The organism is Aquimarina rhodophyticola (assembly GCF_042434915.1).
Taxonomy (GTDB): domain Bacteria; phylum Bacteroidota; class Bacteroidia; order Flavobacteriales; family Flavobacteriaceae; genus Aquimarina.
Genome location: NZ_CP170198.1, coordinates 1044604 through 1062375, shown reverse-complemented (window position 1 = coordinate 1062375; position 17772 = coordinate 1044604). Strand labels below are relative to the sequence as shown.

17 protein-coding genes are annotated in these 17772 nt (G+C 33.7%); 7 read left to right on the top strand and 10 right to left on the bottom strand.

The features are described 5' to 3' along the window. Nucleotides 1–19 precede the first annotated feature (19 nt). Nucleotides 20–3175 carry a cytochrome c biogenesis protein CcsA gene (ccsA, locus tag ACE939_RS04605; protein WP_378187615.1) on the bottom strand — a complete coding sequence of 1052 codons (3156 nt, stop codon included), beginning with the start codon at nt 3173–3175 and terminating at the stop codon, nt 20–22. A 138-nt stretch (nt 3176–3313) separates the two neighbouring features. Between ccsA and ACE939_RS04600 the strand changes: the two genes are divergently transcribed. The 4 genes from ACE939_RS04600 to nhaC all read left to right on the top strand — a co-directional run bounded on the left by ACE939_RS04600 (nt 3314) and on the right by nhaC (nt 7038). Further along, complete coding sequence (locus ACE939_RS04600) at nt 3314–4078, top strand: Rossmann-like and DUF2520 domain-containing protein (protein WP_378187614.1); 765 nt, start codon at nt 3314–3316, stop codon at nt 4076–4078. Beyond that, complete coding sequence (locus ACE939_RS04595; protein WP_378187613.1) at nt 4062–4589, top strand: KdsC family phosphatase; 528 nt, start codon at nt 4062–4064, stop codon at nt 4587–4589. Before ACE939_RS04600 ends, ACE939_RS04595 begins: the two co-directional genes overlap by 17 nt. Nucleotides 4590–4631: 42 nt before the next feature. Further along, nucleotides 4632–5213: a non-canonical purine NTP diphosphatase gene (locus ACE939_RS04590; protein WP_378187612.1), complete on the top strand. Its 582-nt coding sequence runs from the start codon at nt 4632–4634 to the stop codon at nt 5211–5213. 337 nt (nt 5214–5550) lie between these two features. Continuing rightward, nucleotides 5551–7038, top strand: coding sequence for a Na+/H+ antiporter NhaC (nhaC, locus tag ACE939_RS04585; protein WP_378187610.1), 1488 nt, complete (start codon nt 5551–5553; stop codon nt 7036–7038). Nucleotides 7039–7120: 82 nt separating this feature from the next. Here the strand turns inward: nhaC and ACE939_RS04580 are convergent, their stop codons facing one another. Then, entirely contained in the window at nt 7121–7510 is a 390-nt protein-coding gene (locus ACE939_RS04580; protein WP_378187609.1) for an acyl-CoA thioesterase, read from the bottom strand. An 84-nt stretch (nt 7511–7594) separates the two neighbouring features. Here ACE939_RS04580 and ACE939_RS04575 point away from each other — a divergent pair, with 84 nt between their 5' ends. Next, nucleotides 7595–8236 carry an NAD(P)H-dependent oxidoreductase gene (locus tag ACE939_RS04575; protein WP_378187608.1) on the top strand — a complete coding sequence of 214 codons (642 nt, stop codon included), beginning with the start codon at nt 7595–7597 and terminating at the stop codon, nt 8234–8236. A gap of 133 nt (nt 8237–8369) precedes the next feature. Then, nucleotides 8370–9560, top strand: a complete 1191-nt coding sequence (locus ACE939_RS04570; protein WP_378187607.1) for a DegT/DnrJ/EryC1/StrS family aminotransferase — start codon at nt 8370–8372, stop codon at nt 9558–9560. A 209-nt stretch (nt 9561–9769) separates the two neighbouring features. On the opposite strand, the gene ACE939_RS04565 is transcribed toward ACE939_RS04570, so the two are convergent. Then, nucleotides 9770–10051 (bottom strand): hypothetical protein, encoded by a 282-nt coding sequence (locus tag ACE939_RS04565; RefSeq protein ID WP_378187605.1) that lies wholly within the window; start codon nt 10049–10051, stop codon nt 9770–9772. A gap of 111 nt (nt 10052–10162) precedes the next feature. On the opposite strand from ACE939_RS04565, the gene ACE939_RS04560 reads away from it, so the two are divergent. Next, nucleotides 10163–10579 (top strand): hypothetical protein, encoded by a 417-nt coding sequence (locus tag ACE939_RS04560; RefSeq protein ID WP_378187604.1) that lies wholly within the window; start codon nt 10163–10165, stop codon nt 10577–10579. Here the strand turns inward: ACE939_RS04560 and ACE939_RS04555 are convergent. The 7 genes from ACE939_RS04555 to ACE939_RS04525 form a co-directional block, all read right to left on the bottom strand. Further along, nucleotides 10554–10766: a hypothetical protein gene (locus tag ACE939_RS04555; protein WP_378187603.1), complete on the bottom strand. Its 213-nt coding sequence runs from the start codon at nt 10764–10766 to the stop codon at nt 10554–10556. The two genes, ACE939_RS04560 and ACE939_RS04555, sit on opposite strands and share 26 nt — an antisense overlap. Next, nucleotides 10759–11271: a hypothetical protein gene (locus tag ACE939_RS04550; protein WP_378187602.1), complete on the bottom strand. Its 513-nt coding sequence runs from the start codon at nt 11269–11271 to the stop codon at nt 10759–10761. Before ACE939_RS04550 ends, ACE939_RS04555 begins: the two co-directional genes overlap by 8 nt. Then, entirely contained in the window at nt 11234–11455 is a 222-nt protein-coding gene (locus ACE939_RS04545; protein WP_378187601.1) for a hypothetical protein, read from the bottom strand. The genes ACE939_RS04550 and ACE939_RS04545 overlap by 38 nt, the downstream gene beginning before the upstream one ends. A gap of 491 nt (nt 11456–11946) precedes the next feature. Next, entirely contained in the window at nt 11947–13098 is a 1152-nt protein-coding gene (gene ribB / locus ACE939_RS04540) for a 3,4-dihydroxy-2-butanone-4-phosphate synthase (protein ID WP_378187599.1), read from the bottom strand. Between the two features lie 46 nt (nt 13099–13144). Continuing rightward, the gene (locus tag ACE939_RS04535) at nt 13145–14584 is read right to left on the bottom strand and encodes an LptF/LptG family permease (RefSeq protein WP_378187598.1); all 1440 of its coding nucleotides are present in this window, start codon (nt 14582–14584) and stop codon (nt 13145–13147) included. A 9-nt stretch (nt 14585–14593) separates the two neighbouring features. Beyond that, nucleotides 14594–15229, bottom strand: coding sequence for an outer membrane lipoprotein carrier protein LolA (locus ACE939_RS04530; RefSeq protein WP_378187597.1), 636 nt, complete (start codon nt 15227–15229; stop codon nt 14594–14596). A 33-nt stretch (nt 15230–15262) separates the two neighbouring features. Next, entirely contained in the window at nt 15263–17722 is a 2460-nt protein-coding gene (locus ACE939_RS04525; protein WP_378187596.1) for a DNA translocase FtsK 4TM domain-containing protein, read from the bottom strand. Nucleotides 17723–17772: the final 50 nt, after the last annotated feature.

The following is a 17772-nucleotide window of genomic DNA, read 5'->3' as shown; positions in this document are numbered from 1 at the left end:
TTTTTTATTTCTATTTCACTTATTTTTTTGAATGAACCCGATACCTCCAATAAGAAAGTCCTCCCAAAATTGCCAAAAACACAATGGAATAGTATACCGAATTAGGAGTAATTACCTTATCACCACTTGCATACGAATGGAGTCCTTTTAAGTAAAAATTAACTCCAAAATATGTCATTAAAATACTATATACCGCCAATATCGAAGCAAAATTATACCACCATTTACTGCGCAATCCTGGAACTAGTCGCATGTGTATTACAAAGGCATATACCATGATACTTATTAAAGCCCAAGTCTCCTTGGGATCCCATCCCCAATAACGACCCCAACTTTCATTAGCCCACATACCACCCAAAAAATTTCCGATGGTCAACATCACTAGACCAATGGTCAAAGCCATTTCATTAATGATAGTAATTTCTCTAATGTTAAGCTCCATTTTCTTTTTATTAGAAGTAGTGGTTAATATCATTAATAGAAGTGCTAATATTCCTAGAATAGCACCCACAAAGAAAGGACCATAACTACCAACAATAATGGATACATGAATTAAAACCCAATACGAATCAAGTACTGGCTGTAAATTAGCGATTGCAGGGTCAGTCCAATTTTCATGAGCAAAAAACAAGATAATCGCAGCAACAAAAGTGGTTGCTGCAATGGTTAAATTACTTTTTCTACCAAAAGCTAAACCTAGTGCCAAGGTAGCCCAAGCAACATATATCATAGATTCATAAGCGTCACTCCAAGGAGCATGCCCAGATACATACCAACGCATAATTAAACCTGTAGTATGCAATGCAAATAATAAAATTGTCAGCCCAATGATAGTATAGATTGTACTGCGTATCGCTTTATTATCTTTAAATATTCTTATAATTACAAAAAGCATGAGTAGCAATCCAACCACCATATAGTACTTATATAGCGAACGAAAAATATCATATTTATTAAGTGCTATTTCCGTTTTGATCCTGCTATCAGAAGGAAGAATATCACCTCCAAATTTTTGCTGGAAACTTTTGATACTCTCTACATACTGATCTGGTTTACTATAATCACCAGTCTTACGCGCTTCTTGTAACGATTGACGATATATTGCGAAAATTTGACGTGTATATACCGAATCCATTCCTTTAAAGCCAGCTTCATTTAATTCTGGCACAGATACCCATTTTTTATTCTCATCATTTGGAATCGGAAACACCCGTAGAATTCCGCCGCCTAAAGCTTGATTCAATAAATAAAACTTTTCATGTGTTTTTAAAAAGTCCTTATCAAAACTCGAAGGAGTATTGGTGGCACTTGCTGCTTCTAAATAAGGATCCAATTTATACGAACCATCAGATTCAAATAAATCGATTAATGAAATTCTTTTTTCAGTTTTTGGTACACCCAAAATTTTACGAATACTATCGTTCTCTTTCTTAATTTCGATAATAGGTACGCTATACCAAATAAAAGGATTTTCGAGCATCGAAACAAAGACCTGATCAGCATTTAAACCTTCATAAGTATCATCTTTACTTAATTTTCTTAGTAATTCTGATGAAAATGTATTGACAGGTTTCATACGTCCACGCTCATCTTGAATAACAATACTTCCAAATTTTGCAGCATGTTCTCTAGGCACTAAATTTGCTTTAATTACAGAATCTAACTCTGCCTTACTTGGTAATGTTTGTAAGGGGCCAGCAACATGTCCTGGTTCGGACTGAGCAAATGAGAATGTAGAAATTATCAAGGCCAGAATTGTGGTAAGTGTTTTTTTCTTATTCTTTACTTTAGATAACATCGCATCAAGGTCTTTAAAACGTGAACCTTTTGTAAATAAAATAAGCATTAGACCTAGGTATAATAACATATACCCTGCATACGTTATATACGTTCCCCAAAAATCGTGATTCACTGAAAGAATAGTCCCTTTCTCATCAGGATCAAAAGAGGCTTGAAAAAATCGATAGCCTTTATGATCTAAGATATGATTCATATAAATATCATAAGGTGTTGAACTAGTACCTTCTACTATTTCTACTTTACTTTTATAGGATTTATACACTTTTTCAGTTCCTGGATACTTTTCTGCTATAAAATCATTTAATTTTAATGCAAATGGTAATTCTAAACGTTTAGAACCATAACTAAAATACATGTCAAGACCACCTAATGAAATTTTTTCCATATCATTAGCGTAACCCTTCCCTCCTAATAGTTTAACTTCTTTGGTTTCTCCCTTGGTTGTAACATTAATAATAAGAGCATCTTGTTGTCCTTTTGCTTTTATTTCTGTAGGTACTATATCGTACATTCCTTTAACTACGGGATCTGGTATAACGAACTGCATACCGGCAGTTTGATACAATGAGCGTAACATCAAAGGTTGTTTCTCATCTTTAACCAACGTTCCTTGCAGTTGATCTGCCATACGCATAAAGGTTCCATCAAAGGGAGATTCAATAAAATAGGCATCATTTTCATAGGTAATATTGATAGCGCCCTCTGTAGGTTTATTAAAAGCTATTAAAACATTATGGATATTAGAAACTTCTCCTGCCTCTAAAAAATGATCGTGTCGATTACCATCGCCTGCCTCTACAATTTTGAGGTACTCGGTACCATCTTCGCTTGCTACTAGTCCTAGTTCGGCACCATTAATGTAATTTTTATATTGGATTACAACATCTTGTTGGTTATAATCTGTGTTTATAGTAAAATTGTTAGCGGTTGCAGCTGCCAGTTCTAAGTCCTCTGATACTACTCTTCGTCTAGGCTCTCCATTAATTTCACCATCCAAAAAGACTGTTAAATATGTCTTTTCTGATAAAAAGGTAGAAGTCGTCTCTCCTTCTCTTATCGGCATTACTCCTTCAAAGCTTATATACCTAGTCACAAAAGCTCCTAATAAAATTAAAATAAATGATAAATGAAGTAAAAGTGTTGCCCATTTTTCTCTTTTGTACAATTGATAGCGCACTATATTGCCACAAAAATTTATAACAAAAAAAGCCATGATAGCTTCAAACCACCAAGTATTATAAACCCAAATACGCGCAGCTGTAGTTCCATAACCATCTTCTAAGAATGTTCCTACTCCCATAGAAATTGCAAATACTATAAATAAAAGGGCCATTATACGTGTGGAGAACAAAATGCCAAATAACTTTTTTTGCATAATAATTTTTCTTTTTTAGCTCGGCAAATTTAATGTTTTTAAGAATAATTTAAGGCATGAAACTACACTATAAATTTGCTTTTAACAGAAGTTGATTTTTGATAGATCCATTTGTCATAACTTCCTTATTTTTGTGCCATGATACGAGTAATTATTATTGGTTCTGGTAATGTTGCTATGCATTTATACAGAGCTATGAAAGCTGTAAACACTATTGATATAATTCAATGCTATAATCGACGTAATAGCACGCTACATCCTGATCAGAAATCTTCTTCAGTTACTTCGGATATTTCAAAATTAAAAGAGGCTGACATTTATATCATTGCAGTAAGCGATATCTCGATAGCCACTGTATCCAAACAATTACAGTTTACAGGTCGTTTAGTAGTGCATACATCGGGAAGTGTTGATATGTCTATGATCGATAACAGTCAAAGAAAAGGTGTACTGTATCCCTTACAAAGTTTTAGCTCTCATAATCACGTCGACTTTTCAACGGTTCCTATTTGTATAGAATCTACATATAAAGAAGATTATGCTATACTTGAAAAATTAGCTAGATCGCTTTCAAAAAAAGTGTATTCCATTTCATCAGAACAACGTAAAACAATACATTTAGCAGCTGTTTTTGTGAATAATTTTACAAATCACTTATATCATATTGGAAAAGAGATTTGTATTGAAAAAAACATACCATTTGATATCTTACATCCACTAATCCAAGAAACATCCTCAAAAATATTAGCGATGTCTCCCAAAGATGCTCAAACTGGTCCTGCCAAGCGAAATGATACGACAACATTAAATCAACAAATTGAATCTCTAACAGATCCTATATACAAAGAATTATATAAAAGTATTACTAAATCTATACAGCATACATATGGAAAAGAGTTATAAAGAATATTTAAATCATATTACTACATTTATTTTTGATGTAGATGGTGTCTTAACCGATGGCAATGTAACCGTTCATACTGACGGTCAATTATTACGAACCATGAACATCAAGGATGGATATGCCTTAAAAACAGCAATACAAAATGGGTTTAATGTCTGTATCATCTCTGGCGGTACTAATGAAGGTGTAAGACAACGCCTAAGAGGATTAGGCATTACCGATATCTATCTAGGTGCACATCATAAAATTGATCAATTAGATGAATATATTGACGTGTATAATATCAAGGCAGAAAATGTCTTGTATATGGGTGACGACATTCCAGATTTACCTGTAATGAAGCTAGTAGGCTTACCTACCTGTCCGCAAGACGCGGTACCAGAGATAAAAGCAGTTTCTAAATATATATCTAATAAAAAAGGAGGTAAAGGTTGTGCACGCGATGTTATTGAGCAAGTTTTAAGAGTACAGGGTAAATGGATGAACCAATTTGATGCTAACTATGATTAAATACAATAAGAAACCATTGGTTTAATAAAATCACCTATTACTATGAAAATTGTTTTTGCAACAAATAATATCAATAAGTTAAAAGAGGTACAAGCCATCGTACCCGATACTCTAACTATTGTAAGTTTAAAGGATATTGGCTGTTTTGAAGATATTCCCGAAACATCCCCTACAATTGAGAAAAATGCGATTCAAAAAGCAAAATATGTAAAAGAACATTACGGTTATGATTGTTTTGCTGATGATACAGGACTCGAAGTCCCATCACTTAATAACGAACCGGGTGTTTATTCTGCACGCTATGCAGGCCCAGAGAGAGACTCGAAGAAAAACATGGTAAAAGTACTCACGGGGCTTCAAGAATCTACTAATCGATCAGCTCAATTTAAAACAGTGATTGCACTGCAACTAGGTGACACTACTCATGTATTTACAGGAATATGTAAAGGTGCTATAAGCAAAGAACAAAAAGGAACCCTAGGTTTTGGATACGATCCAATATTTGTACCAGATGGTTTTACAGAAACTTTTGCAGAATTAGCTGGGTCTGTAAAAAACAAAATAAGCCACCGTGCAAAAGCATTGGAAAAATTAATAACATTTATCAATCAGAAATTGACATAAAAAAAAAGCCTCTTGGGGTAAAGGCTTTTTAAATTTTGGGGTAACAAATAATGTAAACTTAAGGGGCAAAAAAATTCAAACAAACAACTAAAAAACAATAACAATTTTTCTCTTACTTTTTCCTTAATCAAATATACTACCACCCTTCCTAGTTAGAAGAAAATGAAAATCAATATAAAGCGATAAAATCGTTAAAATACAATAATCATCGACAAAGTGATTTCTCAATTGTTTTATTAATCTTTAGGCGAAAAAAAATGTTTTTCAGTCCCCTGCTTTCGTTGCATACTTTTTAATATTATCGTAACATTACGTATTTAAATTTCTAAATACATTCATGAAAAGTCAAGCTAATTCCTCATCTGCCCTAGAAAATGAAGAAATTATTGAAAACAGAGAGTTAAGTATCTGGGAAGCAGTACTCCCTATCATTTTATTGGTAGGTATGCTGTTTTATAATGTAGCATTTGCCTTTGGCGATGATGCATTAAGTGGTAGTAATCAATTTATTTTGCTTTTGGGAGCAGCGGTGGCAGCTATCGTTGGGTTTTTAAATAAAGTTTCTTATGGCTCGATGATGGAAGAAATTGCAAAAAACATCAAATCAACATCCAGCGCTCTTTTGATTTTACTAATGGTGGGATCACTTGCTGGTACTTGGTTAATTAGTGGCATCATTCCGACTATGATTTATTATGGTTTACAAATACTTAATCCTACTATATTTTTATCAGCCTGTGTAGTTATCTGTGCCATCATCTCCATTGCTACAGGAAGTTCTTGGACTACCTCGGCGACAGTTGGTATTGCATTGATAGGAATTGGTGACACCTTAGGTATTTCATTAGGAATGACTGCTGGTGCTGTTATTTCGGGTGCTTATTTTGGCGACAAAATGTCTCCTTTGTCTGATACCACCAATCTTGCCCCAGCTATGGCTGGAGCAGATTTGTTTACTCATATAAAATACATGATGTATACGACAGTGCCAACTATAATCATAACACTCATCGTATTTACTATTATAGGATTTACTATCACTACTACGGGAGCACCAGAAATCAGCGGGCAACTAGCCGCAATCAATGAAGCCTTTACCATAACACCTTGGTTATTTTTGGTACCTGCTATTGTAATAATTTTAATTATAAAAAAAACACCTCCCTTAATTGCTCTATTAGCAGGAACTTTGTTAGGAGCAGTTGCTGCAATCATTGCACAACCCGATATCGTCATGAACATTGCGGGAAGTAACGTATTAGATTTTAATTCTGCCTATATTGGTGTGATGAAAGCTATAACGGTAGATACGGCAGTAGAAACTACTAGCACTCAACTTAATGATTTATTCGCTTCTGGTGGTATGGCAGGAATGCTTGGAACCATTTGGCTTATTGTTTGCGCCATGGTTTTTGGGGGTGTCATGGATGCTATTGGTGCGCTTGCTAGAATTAGTAAAGCATTGCTTAGTCTTTTTGACTCTATCTTTGGGTTATTTGCTAGTACTGCTTTAAGCTGTATTGTACTTAATGCAACCGCATCTGACCAATATCTCGCTATTGTCGTGCCAGGAAGAATGTATGCTAAAGCTTTTAAAGATAAAGGACTCGCCCCAGAGAACTTGAGTCGTACCTTAGAAGATTCTGGTACTGTAACCTCGGTATTAATCCCATATAACACGTGTGGAGCTTATCAAAGTGGCGTATTGGGTGTTCCAGTTGCAGAGTATTTTGTGTATGCAATTTTTAATTGGCTAAGCCCATTTATGACTTTGTTTTTTGCAGCTTTTAGTATAAAAATCAAGAAACTGGTTACTTCAAAATAAAGAGTAGTAGAATAATTTTTAAGCTTTAAGATATTTAAAACGAATATCTTAAAGCTATTTTCGGTATACCGCAATTGCTGCGCTAATCAATAATTGGTATAGGTCTTTTATCATGACCTATTGCTACAAATTTAAAATTACCAGAAACTGCTAGTTCGCGATCATAACTATACATGTCCTCTTTGTAAATATCGACTTTTACCAGGCAACTCGTCTTACCAACCTCACTAACCTTTGCTACTAGTTCTATAATTGATCCCGCTGGAATCGGTTTTTCAAAATCAATTTTATCACTTGATATTGTTACCACTTTCTTTCTACTAAATCTTGTAGCACATATAAAGGATACTTCGTCCATTAATTGTAATGCGGTACCTCCAAATAGTGTTTCATAGTGATTTGTAGTATTAGGAAAAACAGCTTTAAAAATTCTTGTTTCAGATATTTCGATAAGTTCTTTAATAGAAGCCATAGTATTATAATTTTTTATCTTTTTAACTATCGCTTCAAAGATACTTTTATCCCATTATATTTGTAGTACCATAAAAATATTAAGATGAATATTATAGAGAGTCTACAATGGCGCTATGCTACCAAAAAATTTGATCCTTCTCGAATCCTATCAAACGATAAAATTAATGTTTTGGCTCAAGCTTTCAATCTAACAGCAACTTCGTATGGTTTACAACCACTTAGATTGGTTATAGTTCGAGATAAAAATTTGCAACAAGAACTTACTCTGCACTCATGGAATCAAAGTCAAATAGCAGATGCCTCACATGTGCTTATTGTATGTATAGAAAATAATGTAGAAGAAAAATTCATAACTAAGTATTTTGATAATGTTAGGGCAATACGAAATACAGACTCAAAAATCCTTGACCCCTTTAAAAATCAATTATTAAACTCATTCAGCAATAAATCCAAAGACGAAATTAAAAATTGGGCAACTAAACAAGCATACCTTGCTATGGGAAATTTACTTACGGTTTGCGCTGCAGAACAAATTGATGCTTGCCCAATGGAAGGTTTTATACCCAACAAATACGATGAGCTCTTGGAGTTGCAAAAAATAGGGCTTTCTTCGGTATTAGTTCTACCTGTTGGTTATAGAGCTAGTGATGATATGTTTTCGAATTTTAAAAAAGTAAGACGCGCTATAGATGAAACTGTGATTTATCATACCAATACAAACTAAGCAACGATAACCAAAAAAAAAATTACAGATGAGAATCACCCGTATTTAGGTATTTTTGTCATGAGCGATAGAAGATGCAAACATTTTAAACATCGCAGTATAAATAATTATAATCACTTTAAACTAAAACTGAATGCCAGGATTTGAAATATTTGGAGCCGAAGAAAAAAAAGAAGTACACGATGTACTAGACAATGGTGTTTTAATGCGATATGGCTTTGATGCCATGAGAAACGGTCATTATAAAGCTTTGGAATTAGAAAAAGCGCTGGCCGATAAGATGCAAGTAAATCATGCACAAGTAGTCTCAAGTGGTACTGCAGCGCTTACCGTTGCGCTCGCGAGTGCTGGTATTGGGCATGGTGATGAAGTTATTTTGCCTACTTTTACTTTTGTTGCAAGTTTTGAGGCTGTTTTGTCTGTTGGTGCAGTTCCTATTCTGTGTGATATCGATGACACATTAACCTTAAAGCCTGAAGCAGTTGAGGCTGCAATTACCCAAAAAACCAAAGTCGTAATGCCTGTTCACATGTGTGGTTCTATGGCAAACCTTGATGCGCTACAAAAAATATGTAAAAAACATACTCTAATTTTGTTGGAAGATGCCTGCCAAGCTATCGGTGGTACCTATGATAATAAGCCGTTGGGTAGCATAGGTGATTTAGGATGTTTTAGCTTTGATTATGTAAAAACCATAACCTGTGGTGAAGGTGGTGGACTAATTACCAACTCCAAGGAATATGCAGAGCGTGCACACATGTATCAAGATCACGGACACGATCATGTTGGTAATGATCGTGGTGCTGAATCACATCCGTTTTTGGGTTATAACTATCGGCTTTCAGAATTAAACGCAGCAGTCGGAATTGCTCAATTAAAAAAATTAGATCAAACCGTTGCTATACAAAAACATAATTATACAATATTACGTAATGCTTTAAGTAGCATTCCCGAAGTTACATTTAGAAGAGTTCCCTCAAAAGGAGAAGAAAGTTATGCCTTTTTAAATATATTTTTACCAGATGAGGATTTAGCAAGAAAAGCTCATAAAGCCTTAAGCAAACACAGTATTGATGCTTGTTTCTATTGGTTTGATAATAACTGGCATTATTATAAAAAATGGGAACATCTACTAAATCCAAATTCTTTGGTTCGTTTCTCTGACACTATTATCAATCGTTTAAAGGATAACAAAAAAGATTTTAATGAAAGTGATCTATGGATGAGTAGAACAGTGTCATGCTTAATAAAAATAGGATGGTCAGCACAAGAGGTTGAAGACAGAGCCAATCGCATGGTTTTAGCAATTAAGAGTGTACTCTAGTAACTTGATAAAGCAACTGGTCTTAAACAAATCAAATGTTTATTGTTTGGGATTAGTTGCCATATTCTACTTTATGCAATAATGACCTTGGAGCATTGTTCATTTCTAAAAACAATTTAATATTAATTAGTAAAATTATTAAATTGACAATGATCAATACGGCTAAAATTTTTAAAGAGCTTTTGACAACTAGATCACAAATCCTAAATCTATTCATTATGATTACTTTTTTTGCTCTCTTTTGACAAATTTATTGAAGTTGTTGTTGGTGCTGTGTTCTTAAAAAACTGATCATACACGAACTTAAAAATCAAGGACTCTATTTCTGGGTTCTCGCAGCTTCCCGATATTATATAGCCGATATATGCTTTTGTGTGACATTTACCATGTTCATTTTTAAGACCAATTTGAGCTAAATGTTTTGTAATACGTTTATCATAATTAAGCCCTAAAATTTTTACAATATTTTCTTTTTCTTTTGCAGTAATCATAGTTCTATAAGAGTTGTAGTAGTTTTTATCAGGTTTCTTTTTACTTTTGTTAAAGCTGTACTATAATTATACACACAAATGTAAAATATTTTATCCATCAATCTTCTAAAAATGCCTAAAAAAATTTACAACACTGTAGATAGAATTTTACAGTTCATTGAATACAAATCGCTTAGTAAAAGAGAATTTGCTAAAAAAATAGGTGTTTCACATAGTTTAATAGGAAAATCAAACAATATAGGATCTGATAAATTGGAAAGAATAATATCCAACTATCCAGAATTAAATCCTAGATGGCTTATAACTGGTGTGGGTAAAATGATTCAAGAAGATGACAGTACAAAAGAAGAGACTATCGATGAGATGATCAACAGTCGTATCGATCATAAGATCGATGGAGTTCACGACGAGATAAGTGAAGTGCGCAAAGAATTAATGTTATTAGCAAAAGCGTTTGCAGAGGATCGTATATCTGATATAAAAAAAGCTATGAATGACAAAACTAATCAGAAGCAGAAGAAGGATTAATTATTTCGTTAATCATGGCATCTTTTAAAACTGATTGTTCTTCATTATAATCATCAATTAATAAAGCGTCAATATTTTTAATTTCATTTTTCATTTGATCAAAATATGCTTCTTCTGAAGCTTCTTGCTTTTTGATAGAGATAGAGATAAGTCTCATTAAAATTTTAGAAGTCGATAATTTATTCATTTGCTTCTCTTTTGGCTTTAATAGTTTCAATTTCTTTTTCAACCTGATCTCGCAGATCCAATAGTTGTGTCTGATCCTTTAATTTAACAGATATATAAATCATGATAACAACAATGGGTAATAATAGTGGCATTACTTTCCAAAAATTGAAATTATCAGAATATTCAATATTTTGATTAATTACTCCCATGGTTTGAAAAAAGAATAGACCAAAAGGTACGAGTATCGAAAAACGCCACCAATGCCTAGCTGTAAAAAACCAAATAGTAGTAAATACTAAAAACATTAGTTTGGTCATAAGCGCGTGGACAAATGTTTTTACAGTACCAAAACCACCATTATATAGTGTAAAGAAACCGAGATCCCAAGAATCCTCTGCTGGAGCAAATCGATATATATAGAACAAAAAAGGCGTAGCTATTAGAATCAAACTAATAACTACACCTTGTAAAAATCTACGATGTCTTTTACCCGTTAGTCGGAATTTCGTACTCGTCTTTTTCAATCGTTTCTGTCGTAATAAAGTATTGCTCTGTATGGTACCCGTGTGTAGGAATTTCATACTCATCTTTTTCGATAGCTGTTGATTCGAGCTGTAATACTTCTTCATTATCCTGTAAACTTGTGTCAGAACAACTTGTAAATGCTGTTAAAGCAATTAGACATAAAAGTGCGGTCATTGTTTTCATAATCATATATATTTAAGATATACACGAATATAAGCAACTTATTGACTGACAGCAATCTTACTTACCAATTAACAACTAATCACAAGATAATCAAACATGAATTTATCATTATGTAATCGAATACCAAACTATAGGTTTCGTAGGGCAATATAGTAACATTACCCTATAACTAGGATGCGGTTTTACCGCAAAAATACAACGTGATTCATAAAGTGAGAGTTGTACAAATTTAGGTAATTTAAATATTGTCAAGTAACAAAAATAGTTTTTGACCCAAACTAACTAAACTATTTCAAAAGAATTTGTACACATTAAAGCTTAATGATTTTGAATTACAATCGTTAAGCATGAAATTACATTTAAAACGTACTGTCAAGAAATGACTCAAGATACTTGCACTATTTATATCCCTATCTAAGAAACACCATTTCTCAAATAACAGAGAAGAAGTCAACATTTATCAAACTAAACAAGATTATGTAGGCTATAAATTAATAGGTTACGTACTCCATAATTTCAAGCCCATATCCAATCATACCTACTCTTTTTTGCTGAACAGAATTAGACACTAAACGAAGTTTATGAACATTTAGATCATGTAAAATTTGAGCCCCAATTCCAAAATCTTTACTATCCATAGTAATTGCCGGAGCTTTAATTACATCGGTAGCGTTCTGTAATTCCTTTAAGTCTTTAAGACGGTTTAGCAAATTAAGGGATTGACTTTCTTGATTAATAAAAATAATAACCCCCTTACCTTCTGTATTAATACGTTTAAACATAGCGTCCAATCGTTTATCGGCATTATTAGTCAAAGTACCTAAAATATCGTTATTAAATAATGTCGAATTTACTCTCGTTAGTACAGGTTCATTATCGGTCCACTGCCCTTTGGTTAATGCAATATGGATTTGATTATTTGTAGTTTGTTTATATGCTCTTAATCGATACTCGCCAAAACGTGTCACAATATCAAAGTCTTCCTTTTTTTCGATCAATGAATCATGTTGCATCCTGTAAGCTACCAAATCCTCTATGGATACTAGTTTAATATCAAACTTTCTTGCTACTTCTACGAGTTGAGGAAGTCGCGCCATGGTTCCATCCTCATTCATAATCTCAACAATAACTCCTGCGGGCTTTAAGCCTGCAAGTCTAGCAAAATCAATAGCTGCTTCTGTATGACCGGTACGACGTAATACCCCTCCCTGTTTTGCTTTTAAAGGAAAAATATGACCTGGTCTAGCCAATTCATGTGGTTTTGTATTTGGATTCGTTAACGCATTTACAGTTTTTGCACGATCTCCAGCAGAAATACCAGTGGTTACACCTTCTCCTTTTAAATCTACAGAAATGGTAAACGCTGTTTCAAGAGGGTCCGTATTATTTCCAACCATCATGTTAAGCTTAAGTTCTTCACAGCGTTTTTCGGTCAAAGGAGCACAGATTAACCCTCTACCGTGAGTAGCCATAAAGTTGATCATTTCGGGTGTAACCTTTTCGGCTGCAGCCAAAAAATCTCCTTCATTTTCACGATCTTCATCATCTACAACGATAATTACTTTACCTTGACGAATATCATCAATCGCTTCTTGTATAGTATTCAATTTAAATTTGGGCTTACTTTCTGTAGTTTGAGACATACTGTTTATCTTATGTATTCTTCACAAAGATACCTAAACTCAGGTATTATTTAACTTTAGAGTTTCGTTTTGTAAAGATTTTTTTTATCGGTACTATATAGTTATCAAAATTGAATAGTTGCTGATCTGTCGTGGCTTTATAGGTCAAGAAAATACTTAAGGGAAATATAATAAATGTAGATAACCATGATCCCACAAATGGAGGTATACCTCCTTCTTCGGCACTATTTTTTGAAAAGACTCCAATAAAATGATAGGTCAAAAAAAGTGCTACTCCCATAACGATAGGAAGTCCTAAGCCTCCTTTGCGTATGATAGCTCCCAACGGGGCACCTACAAAAAAGAGAACTACGCAAGCAATCCCTAAAGCATACTTATCATGCAAAGACATTTCATACTTATTCAAAAATTTCCGTTTTACCTTAAAACTATTTTCTACACTATTTAATTTTCTCAAAATACCATCTACATTAGAGTGTGCCAAACTGGATATTTGCATTTTTTGACGGGTATCAAACAATTGTAAAAAATCAGAAATTTCTGAAGATACATGATGAATACTATCTTTTTCCAAATTTTTATTGAGATCAGCTACTCCATTGCGCCTCGAAACTTCATTTCTTACTGATTTCACTTCATTATTAACCTTTGTAGAAAGTGTATCGATCTCAGCTCTTAGATCCCTAACATTGAGCATATTGTGACCTTTTCTATAATTTTGAGCATCCATATCAACAGAACCTAATTCTGATAAGTCGATATTAAGAACATATTCGTCAAATTGAACCTTTGCAAAGGGTAACTTCTTTTTATCTTTCCTAGAAGTAGGTTGAACCTCATTGTAATAGTTACCATCTTTAAGAACTAAGGTTACCAAATCGGATTCTGTACTTCCCTTCAACTCTCCATTTGTAGCTTTGATAACGACAAAATTACCAGGTTTATCATCCTTAAGATGAATAATTACATCCCGTAAGTATTGATCATTATTACCATACTTTTCGGCTACCTTAATATTAAAATCTCCAAGATCATTAAATTGATTGGCGGTTATCACCATAGCAGGCTTAACCTGTACTATATTTTTACGAAGGTTGATAAACTTTCTTTCTGAAGCAGGTATGACTGTATTCGAAAAGAAGAATGCACCCAATCCAATTAAAATAATAAAAACCGATAAGGTTCTCATAGCTCTCTTAAGTGAGATACCAGAAGATTTCATTGCCGCAAATTCATAATTTTCTGCAAAGTTTCCGAATATCATGATAGAACTTAGCAAAATAGTGAGTGGCAAGACCATAGGAATTAATCTTGGCGAGGCTAACATCAAAAATTTTAAGATAACGCTTAGATCCAAATCTTTACCCGCTAACTCTGATATAAACAACCAAATAGTTTGCAGTAAGAGGATAAACATTATAATTAAAAAAAGCGGAAAAAACGTCTTTAAAAATGTTGTAAGAATGTATCGATCTAAGATTTTCAATGGAAGTGATTAATCTAAACGGTTGATATAGTAATTTTCATATTTTGATTCATCAAAAACAAATAACGTTTTTGACAAGGGTTGATTAGTCTTAAAACTATTTACCGTAAAGGTAACATTGGTACCATTATGTTGCGTCTGAATCATTTTGTAAATATGCTTTGTTTCTTTATCTATACCAAGCAGAATTTCTTTTAATTCACTGTTAGAATCTATAGGAATCAATTTAATGAATTGGATTTTACGTCCATTAATATCTTTTACATTGTCCAAACTATATCGATAACCATCTTCGTAAAAGGTAAGCATTTTTGATGGAGTAATACTTGCATCATCGTCTTCATCTTGATTAGAGATACTAATTTCTTCGTCCTCAGGGATAATTAAATGAAGTTTTTTACCGTCATAAATCTGCTTGGTACCCATTAAATTAAGGAGGTATTTATTGCCTTTGATGGTAACGTCACCTCTTGTTTCTTGAGAAACTTTCTCTTTAGGATTATTTAAAGCGTATTTGAAACCTATGACAATATTATCATAACCTTTCACTTTTTGAGATACTTGGTCGAGAAGAGACTTTGCATCTTGAGCTTGTGTGGTACTAATTGCAATAACAAATAATAGAAATACTACTAATTTTTTCATCTTGTAATTTATTTTCGGTCAATTATTTTTAAATTATTCGCCATCCAAAAGTTGTTTTAAAGAAACTAAATCGGTGACAAGAACTTGTCTTGCTTTACTACCTTCAAAAGGACCTACAATGCCAGCTGCTTCTAGTTGATCAATAATCCTACCTGCTCTATTGTATCCTAGTTTAAGTTTTCTTTGTAATAAAGAAGCAGAACCTTGTTGTGCCGTTACAATAACCTCTGCCGCTTCATTAAATAACTTATCGCGTTCGCTAACATCTATATCAAGACCTGTGCCACTTTCTTCTCCAGTATACTCGGGTAATAAATAAGCATCAGGATATGCTTTTTGGCTACCTATAAAATCAGTAACCCGCTCTACCTCTGGTGTATCAACAAACGCACATTGTATACGAATTAAATCATTGCCTTGTGTGTACAACATATCTCCTCTACCTATCAATTGATCTGCTCCCCCCGTATCAAGAATGGTGCGTGAGTCAATTTTTGAGGTTACTCTAAACGCAATTCGAGCTGGAAAATTTGCTTTAATCATACCAGTAATAACGTTGACAGAGGGTCGCTGTGTTGCAATGATCAAATGTATACCAATAGCTCTGGCCAATTGTGCTAAACGAGCTATCGGAGTTTCGACTTCTTTTCCTGCCGTCATAATCAAATCAGCAAACTCATCTACAACCAGTACAATGTACGGTAAAAATTTGTGACCATTCTCTGGATTCAGTTTACGTGCTCTAAACTTCGCATTGTATTCCTTGATATTGCGCACCATTGCTAATTTCAACAAATCATATCTGGCATCCATTTCGATACAAAGAGAGTTTAAGGTATTGATTACCTTAGTATTATCTGTAATTATAGCCTCTTCGGTATCTGGCAATTTGGCTAAATAATGTCGCTCTATTTTATTGAAAAGTGTAAGTTCTACTTTCTTTGGATCCACTAATACAAATTTAACCTCTGCTGGATGTTTCTTGTATAGTAGCGATGTAAGAATTGCATTTAATCCTACCGACTTACCTTGACCCGTAGCTCCAGCCATAAGCAGGTGAGGCATTTTGGCCAAATCAACTACAAAAGTTTCATTAGATATCGTTTTACCTAATGATAAAGGCAGTTCCATCTCTGCATTTTGAAATTTTGAAGACGAGATTGCGGATCGCATCGATACAATGGTCGATTTTTTATTAGGCACCTCGATACCAATCGTCCCTTTTCCTGGAATAGGAGCAATAATACGTATTCCTAGCGCAGCAAGTGACAACGCTATATCATCTTCTAGGTTTTTAATTTTTGAAATTCGAACGCCTGCCTCTGGTACTATTTCATATAAAGTAACCGTGGGTCCAACAGTTGCCTTGATCTGAGCAATTTCAATTTTATAGTTTTTGAGAGTTTCAACAATCCTATTTTTATTTTCTTCAAGCTCCCCTTGATCAATGGTTATACCGCCTGTTTGACCTGTATAATCTTTGAGTAATGTTATAGATGGGTATTGGTAATTCCCTAATTCTAGCGTAGGATCAAACTCCCCAAAATCTTTTATTAATTTATCACTTAAATTTTCTGATAATTCTTCCTCAACCACACTCTCGACTTCCATTTCTAGATCTTCGGGATTATCTTCAGATTTAATAATCAATTTTTGAAGCGAATCTTCTTTTATCACTATGTCCTCATCCTTTGAATATAAATCATCTACTATAGCTACTTTTGGAATAGCTGTATTCGAATCTTCTTTTTCTAAATCCTCTTTTATTTGATCTTTGCGTTTAAATAAGTTTTTAGAAACCTCAGGTTTTGTTACCGAAGATTCGTTTGTGTCATTGGCTAATGTTTGCGTAGTTGTAGTTGTACTTTTAGTTGAAGTATTTGAAGCCGTATGTTGTGCTTGTTGTATCGAGGCAGCAATCTTCTCTGGTGTATAACGTAAGCGTACCACTATATAAACAATCGCAAAAAAAGTAAGAATAAGAACTGTACCAATAAAACCTACATAATCTCTAAGAAAATCGTTTACCTCATATCCAATTACTCCAGCCAACAAACCTCCTTCTTGTTTTACAAAACCAAGAACTATAGCGATCCATAGCATAACTAAAGTACCCCAAAACCAAAAACCAGCAAGTCTTTTTTTATTTAGATCAAAAAACAAATACACCCCAGTAAGTGATGTAAGTACTGGTATAATAAGCGCTGCTATCCCAAATCCTCTAAAAATAAAAAAGTGACTCACAGAGGCTCCAAATTTACTAAGCCAGTTCTTAGCAATTGCAGATCTTTTAGAGAACTGTGCTACCTCACTTTGATCAATTTTCCAATGAAAGAAAAAAGAAATAAACGCAAAGAATAAAGCAATCCCTAAAAAAAACAAAAAAGATCCAATAATAACCTTTTGCTGTTTGCTTAAGGAAACCTTCTTTTTAGTTCTTTTTGTAGCGGTATTTGTAACCTTTTTTTTGGTTGTTGTTTTCTTTTTAGCCATTATTTGGAAATATGCTCGCAAAAGTACGAATATCTATATAGGAACGCAGA

What these genes read in the sequence shown, in the direction of transcription:
- ccsA (WP_378187615.1), bottom strand. Translation starts at nt 3,175, where the DNA reads ATGCAAAAAAAGTTATTTGGCATTTTGTTCTCCACACGTATAATGGCC.
- ACE939_RS04600 (WP_378187614.1), top strand. Translation starts at nt 3,314, where the DNA reads ATGATACGAGTAATTATTATTGGTTCTGGTAATGTTGCTATGCATTTA.
- ACE939_RS04595 (WP_378187613.1), top strand. Translation starts at nt 4,062, where the DNA reads ATGGAAAAGAGTTATAAAGAATATTTAAATCATATTACTACATTTATT.
- ACE939_RS04590 (WP_378187612.1), top strand. Translation starts at nt 4,632, where the DNA reads ATGAAAATTGTTTTTGCAACAAATAATATCAATAAGTTAAAAGAGGTA.
- nhaC (WP_378187610.1), top strand. Translation starts at nt 5,551, where the DNA reads ATGAAAAGTCAAGCTAATTCCTCATCTGCCCTAGAAAATGAAGAAATT.
- ACE939_RS04580 (WP_378187609.1), bottom strand. Translation starts at nt 7,510, where the DNA reads ATGGCTTCTATTAAAGAACTTATCGAAATATCTGAAACAAGAATTTTT.
- ACE939_RS04575 (WP_378187608.1), top strand. Translation starts at nt 7,595, where the DNA reads ATGAATATTATAGAGAGTCTACAATGGCGCTATGCTACCAAAAAATTT.
- ACE939_RS04570 (WP_378187607.1), top strand. Translation starts at nt 8,370, where the DNA reads ATGCCAGGATTTGAAATATTTGGAGCCGAAGAAAAAAAAGAAGTACAC.
- ACE939_RS04565 (WP_378187605.1), bottom strand. Translation starts at nt 10,051, where the DNA reads ATGATTACTGCAAAAGAAAAAGAAAATATTGTAAAAATTTTAGGGCTT.
- ACE939_RS04560 (WP_378187604.1), top strand. Translation starts at nt 10,163, where the DNA reads ATGCCTAAAAAAATTTACAACACTGTAGATAGAATTTTACAGTTCATT.
- ACE939_RS04555 (WP_378187603.1), bottom strand. Translation starts at nt 10,766, where the DNA reads ATGAATAAATTATCGACTTCTAAAATTTTAATGAGACTTATCTCTATC.
- ACE939_RS04545 (WP_378187601.1), bottom strand. Translation starts at nt 11,455, where the DNA reads ATGAAAACAATGACCGCACTTTTATGTCTAATTGCTTTAACAGCATTT.
- ribB (WP_378187599.1), bottom strand. Translation starts at nt 13,098, where the DNA reads ATGTCTCAAACTACAGAAAGTAAGCCCAAATTTAAATTGAATACTATA.
- ACE939_RS04530 (WP_378187597.1), bottom strand. Translation starts at nt 15,229, where the DNA reads ATGAAAAAATTAGTAGTATTTCTATTATTTGTTATTGCAATTAGTACC.
- ACE939_RS04525 (WP_378187596.1), bottom strand. Translation starts at nt 17,722, where the DNA reads ATGGCTAAAAAGAAAACAACAACCAAAAAAAAGGTTACAAATACCGCT.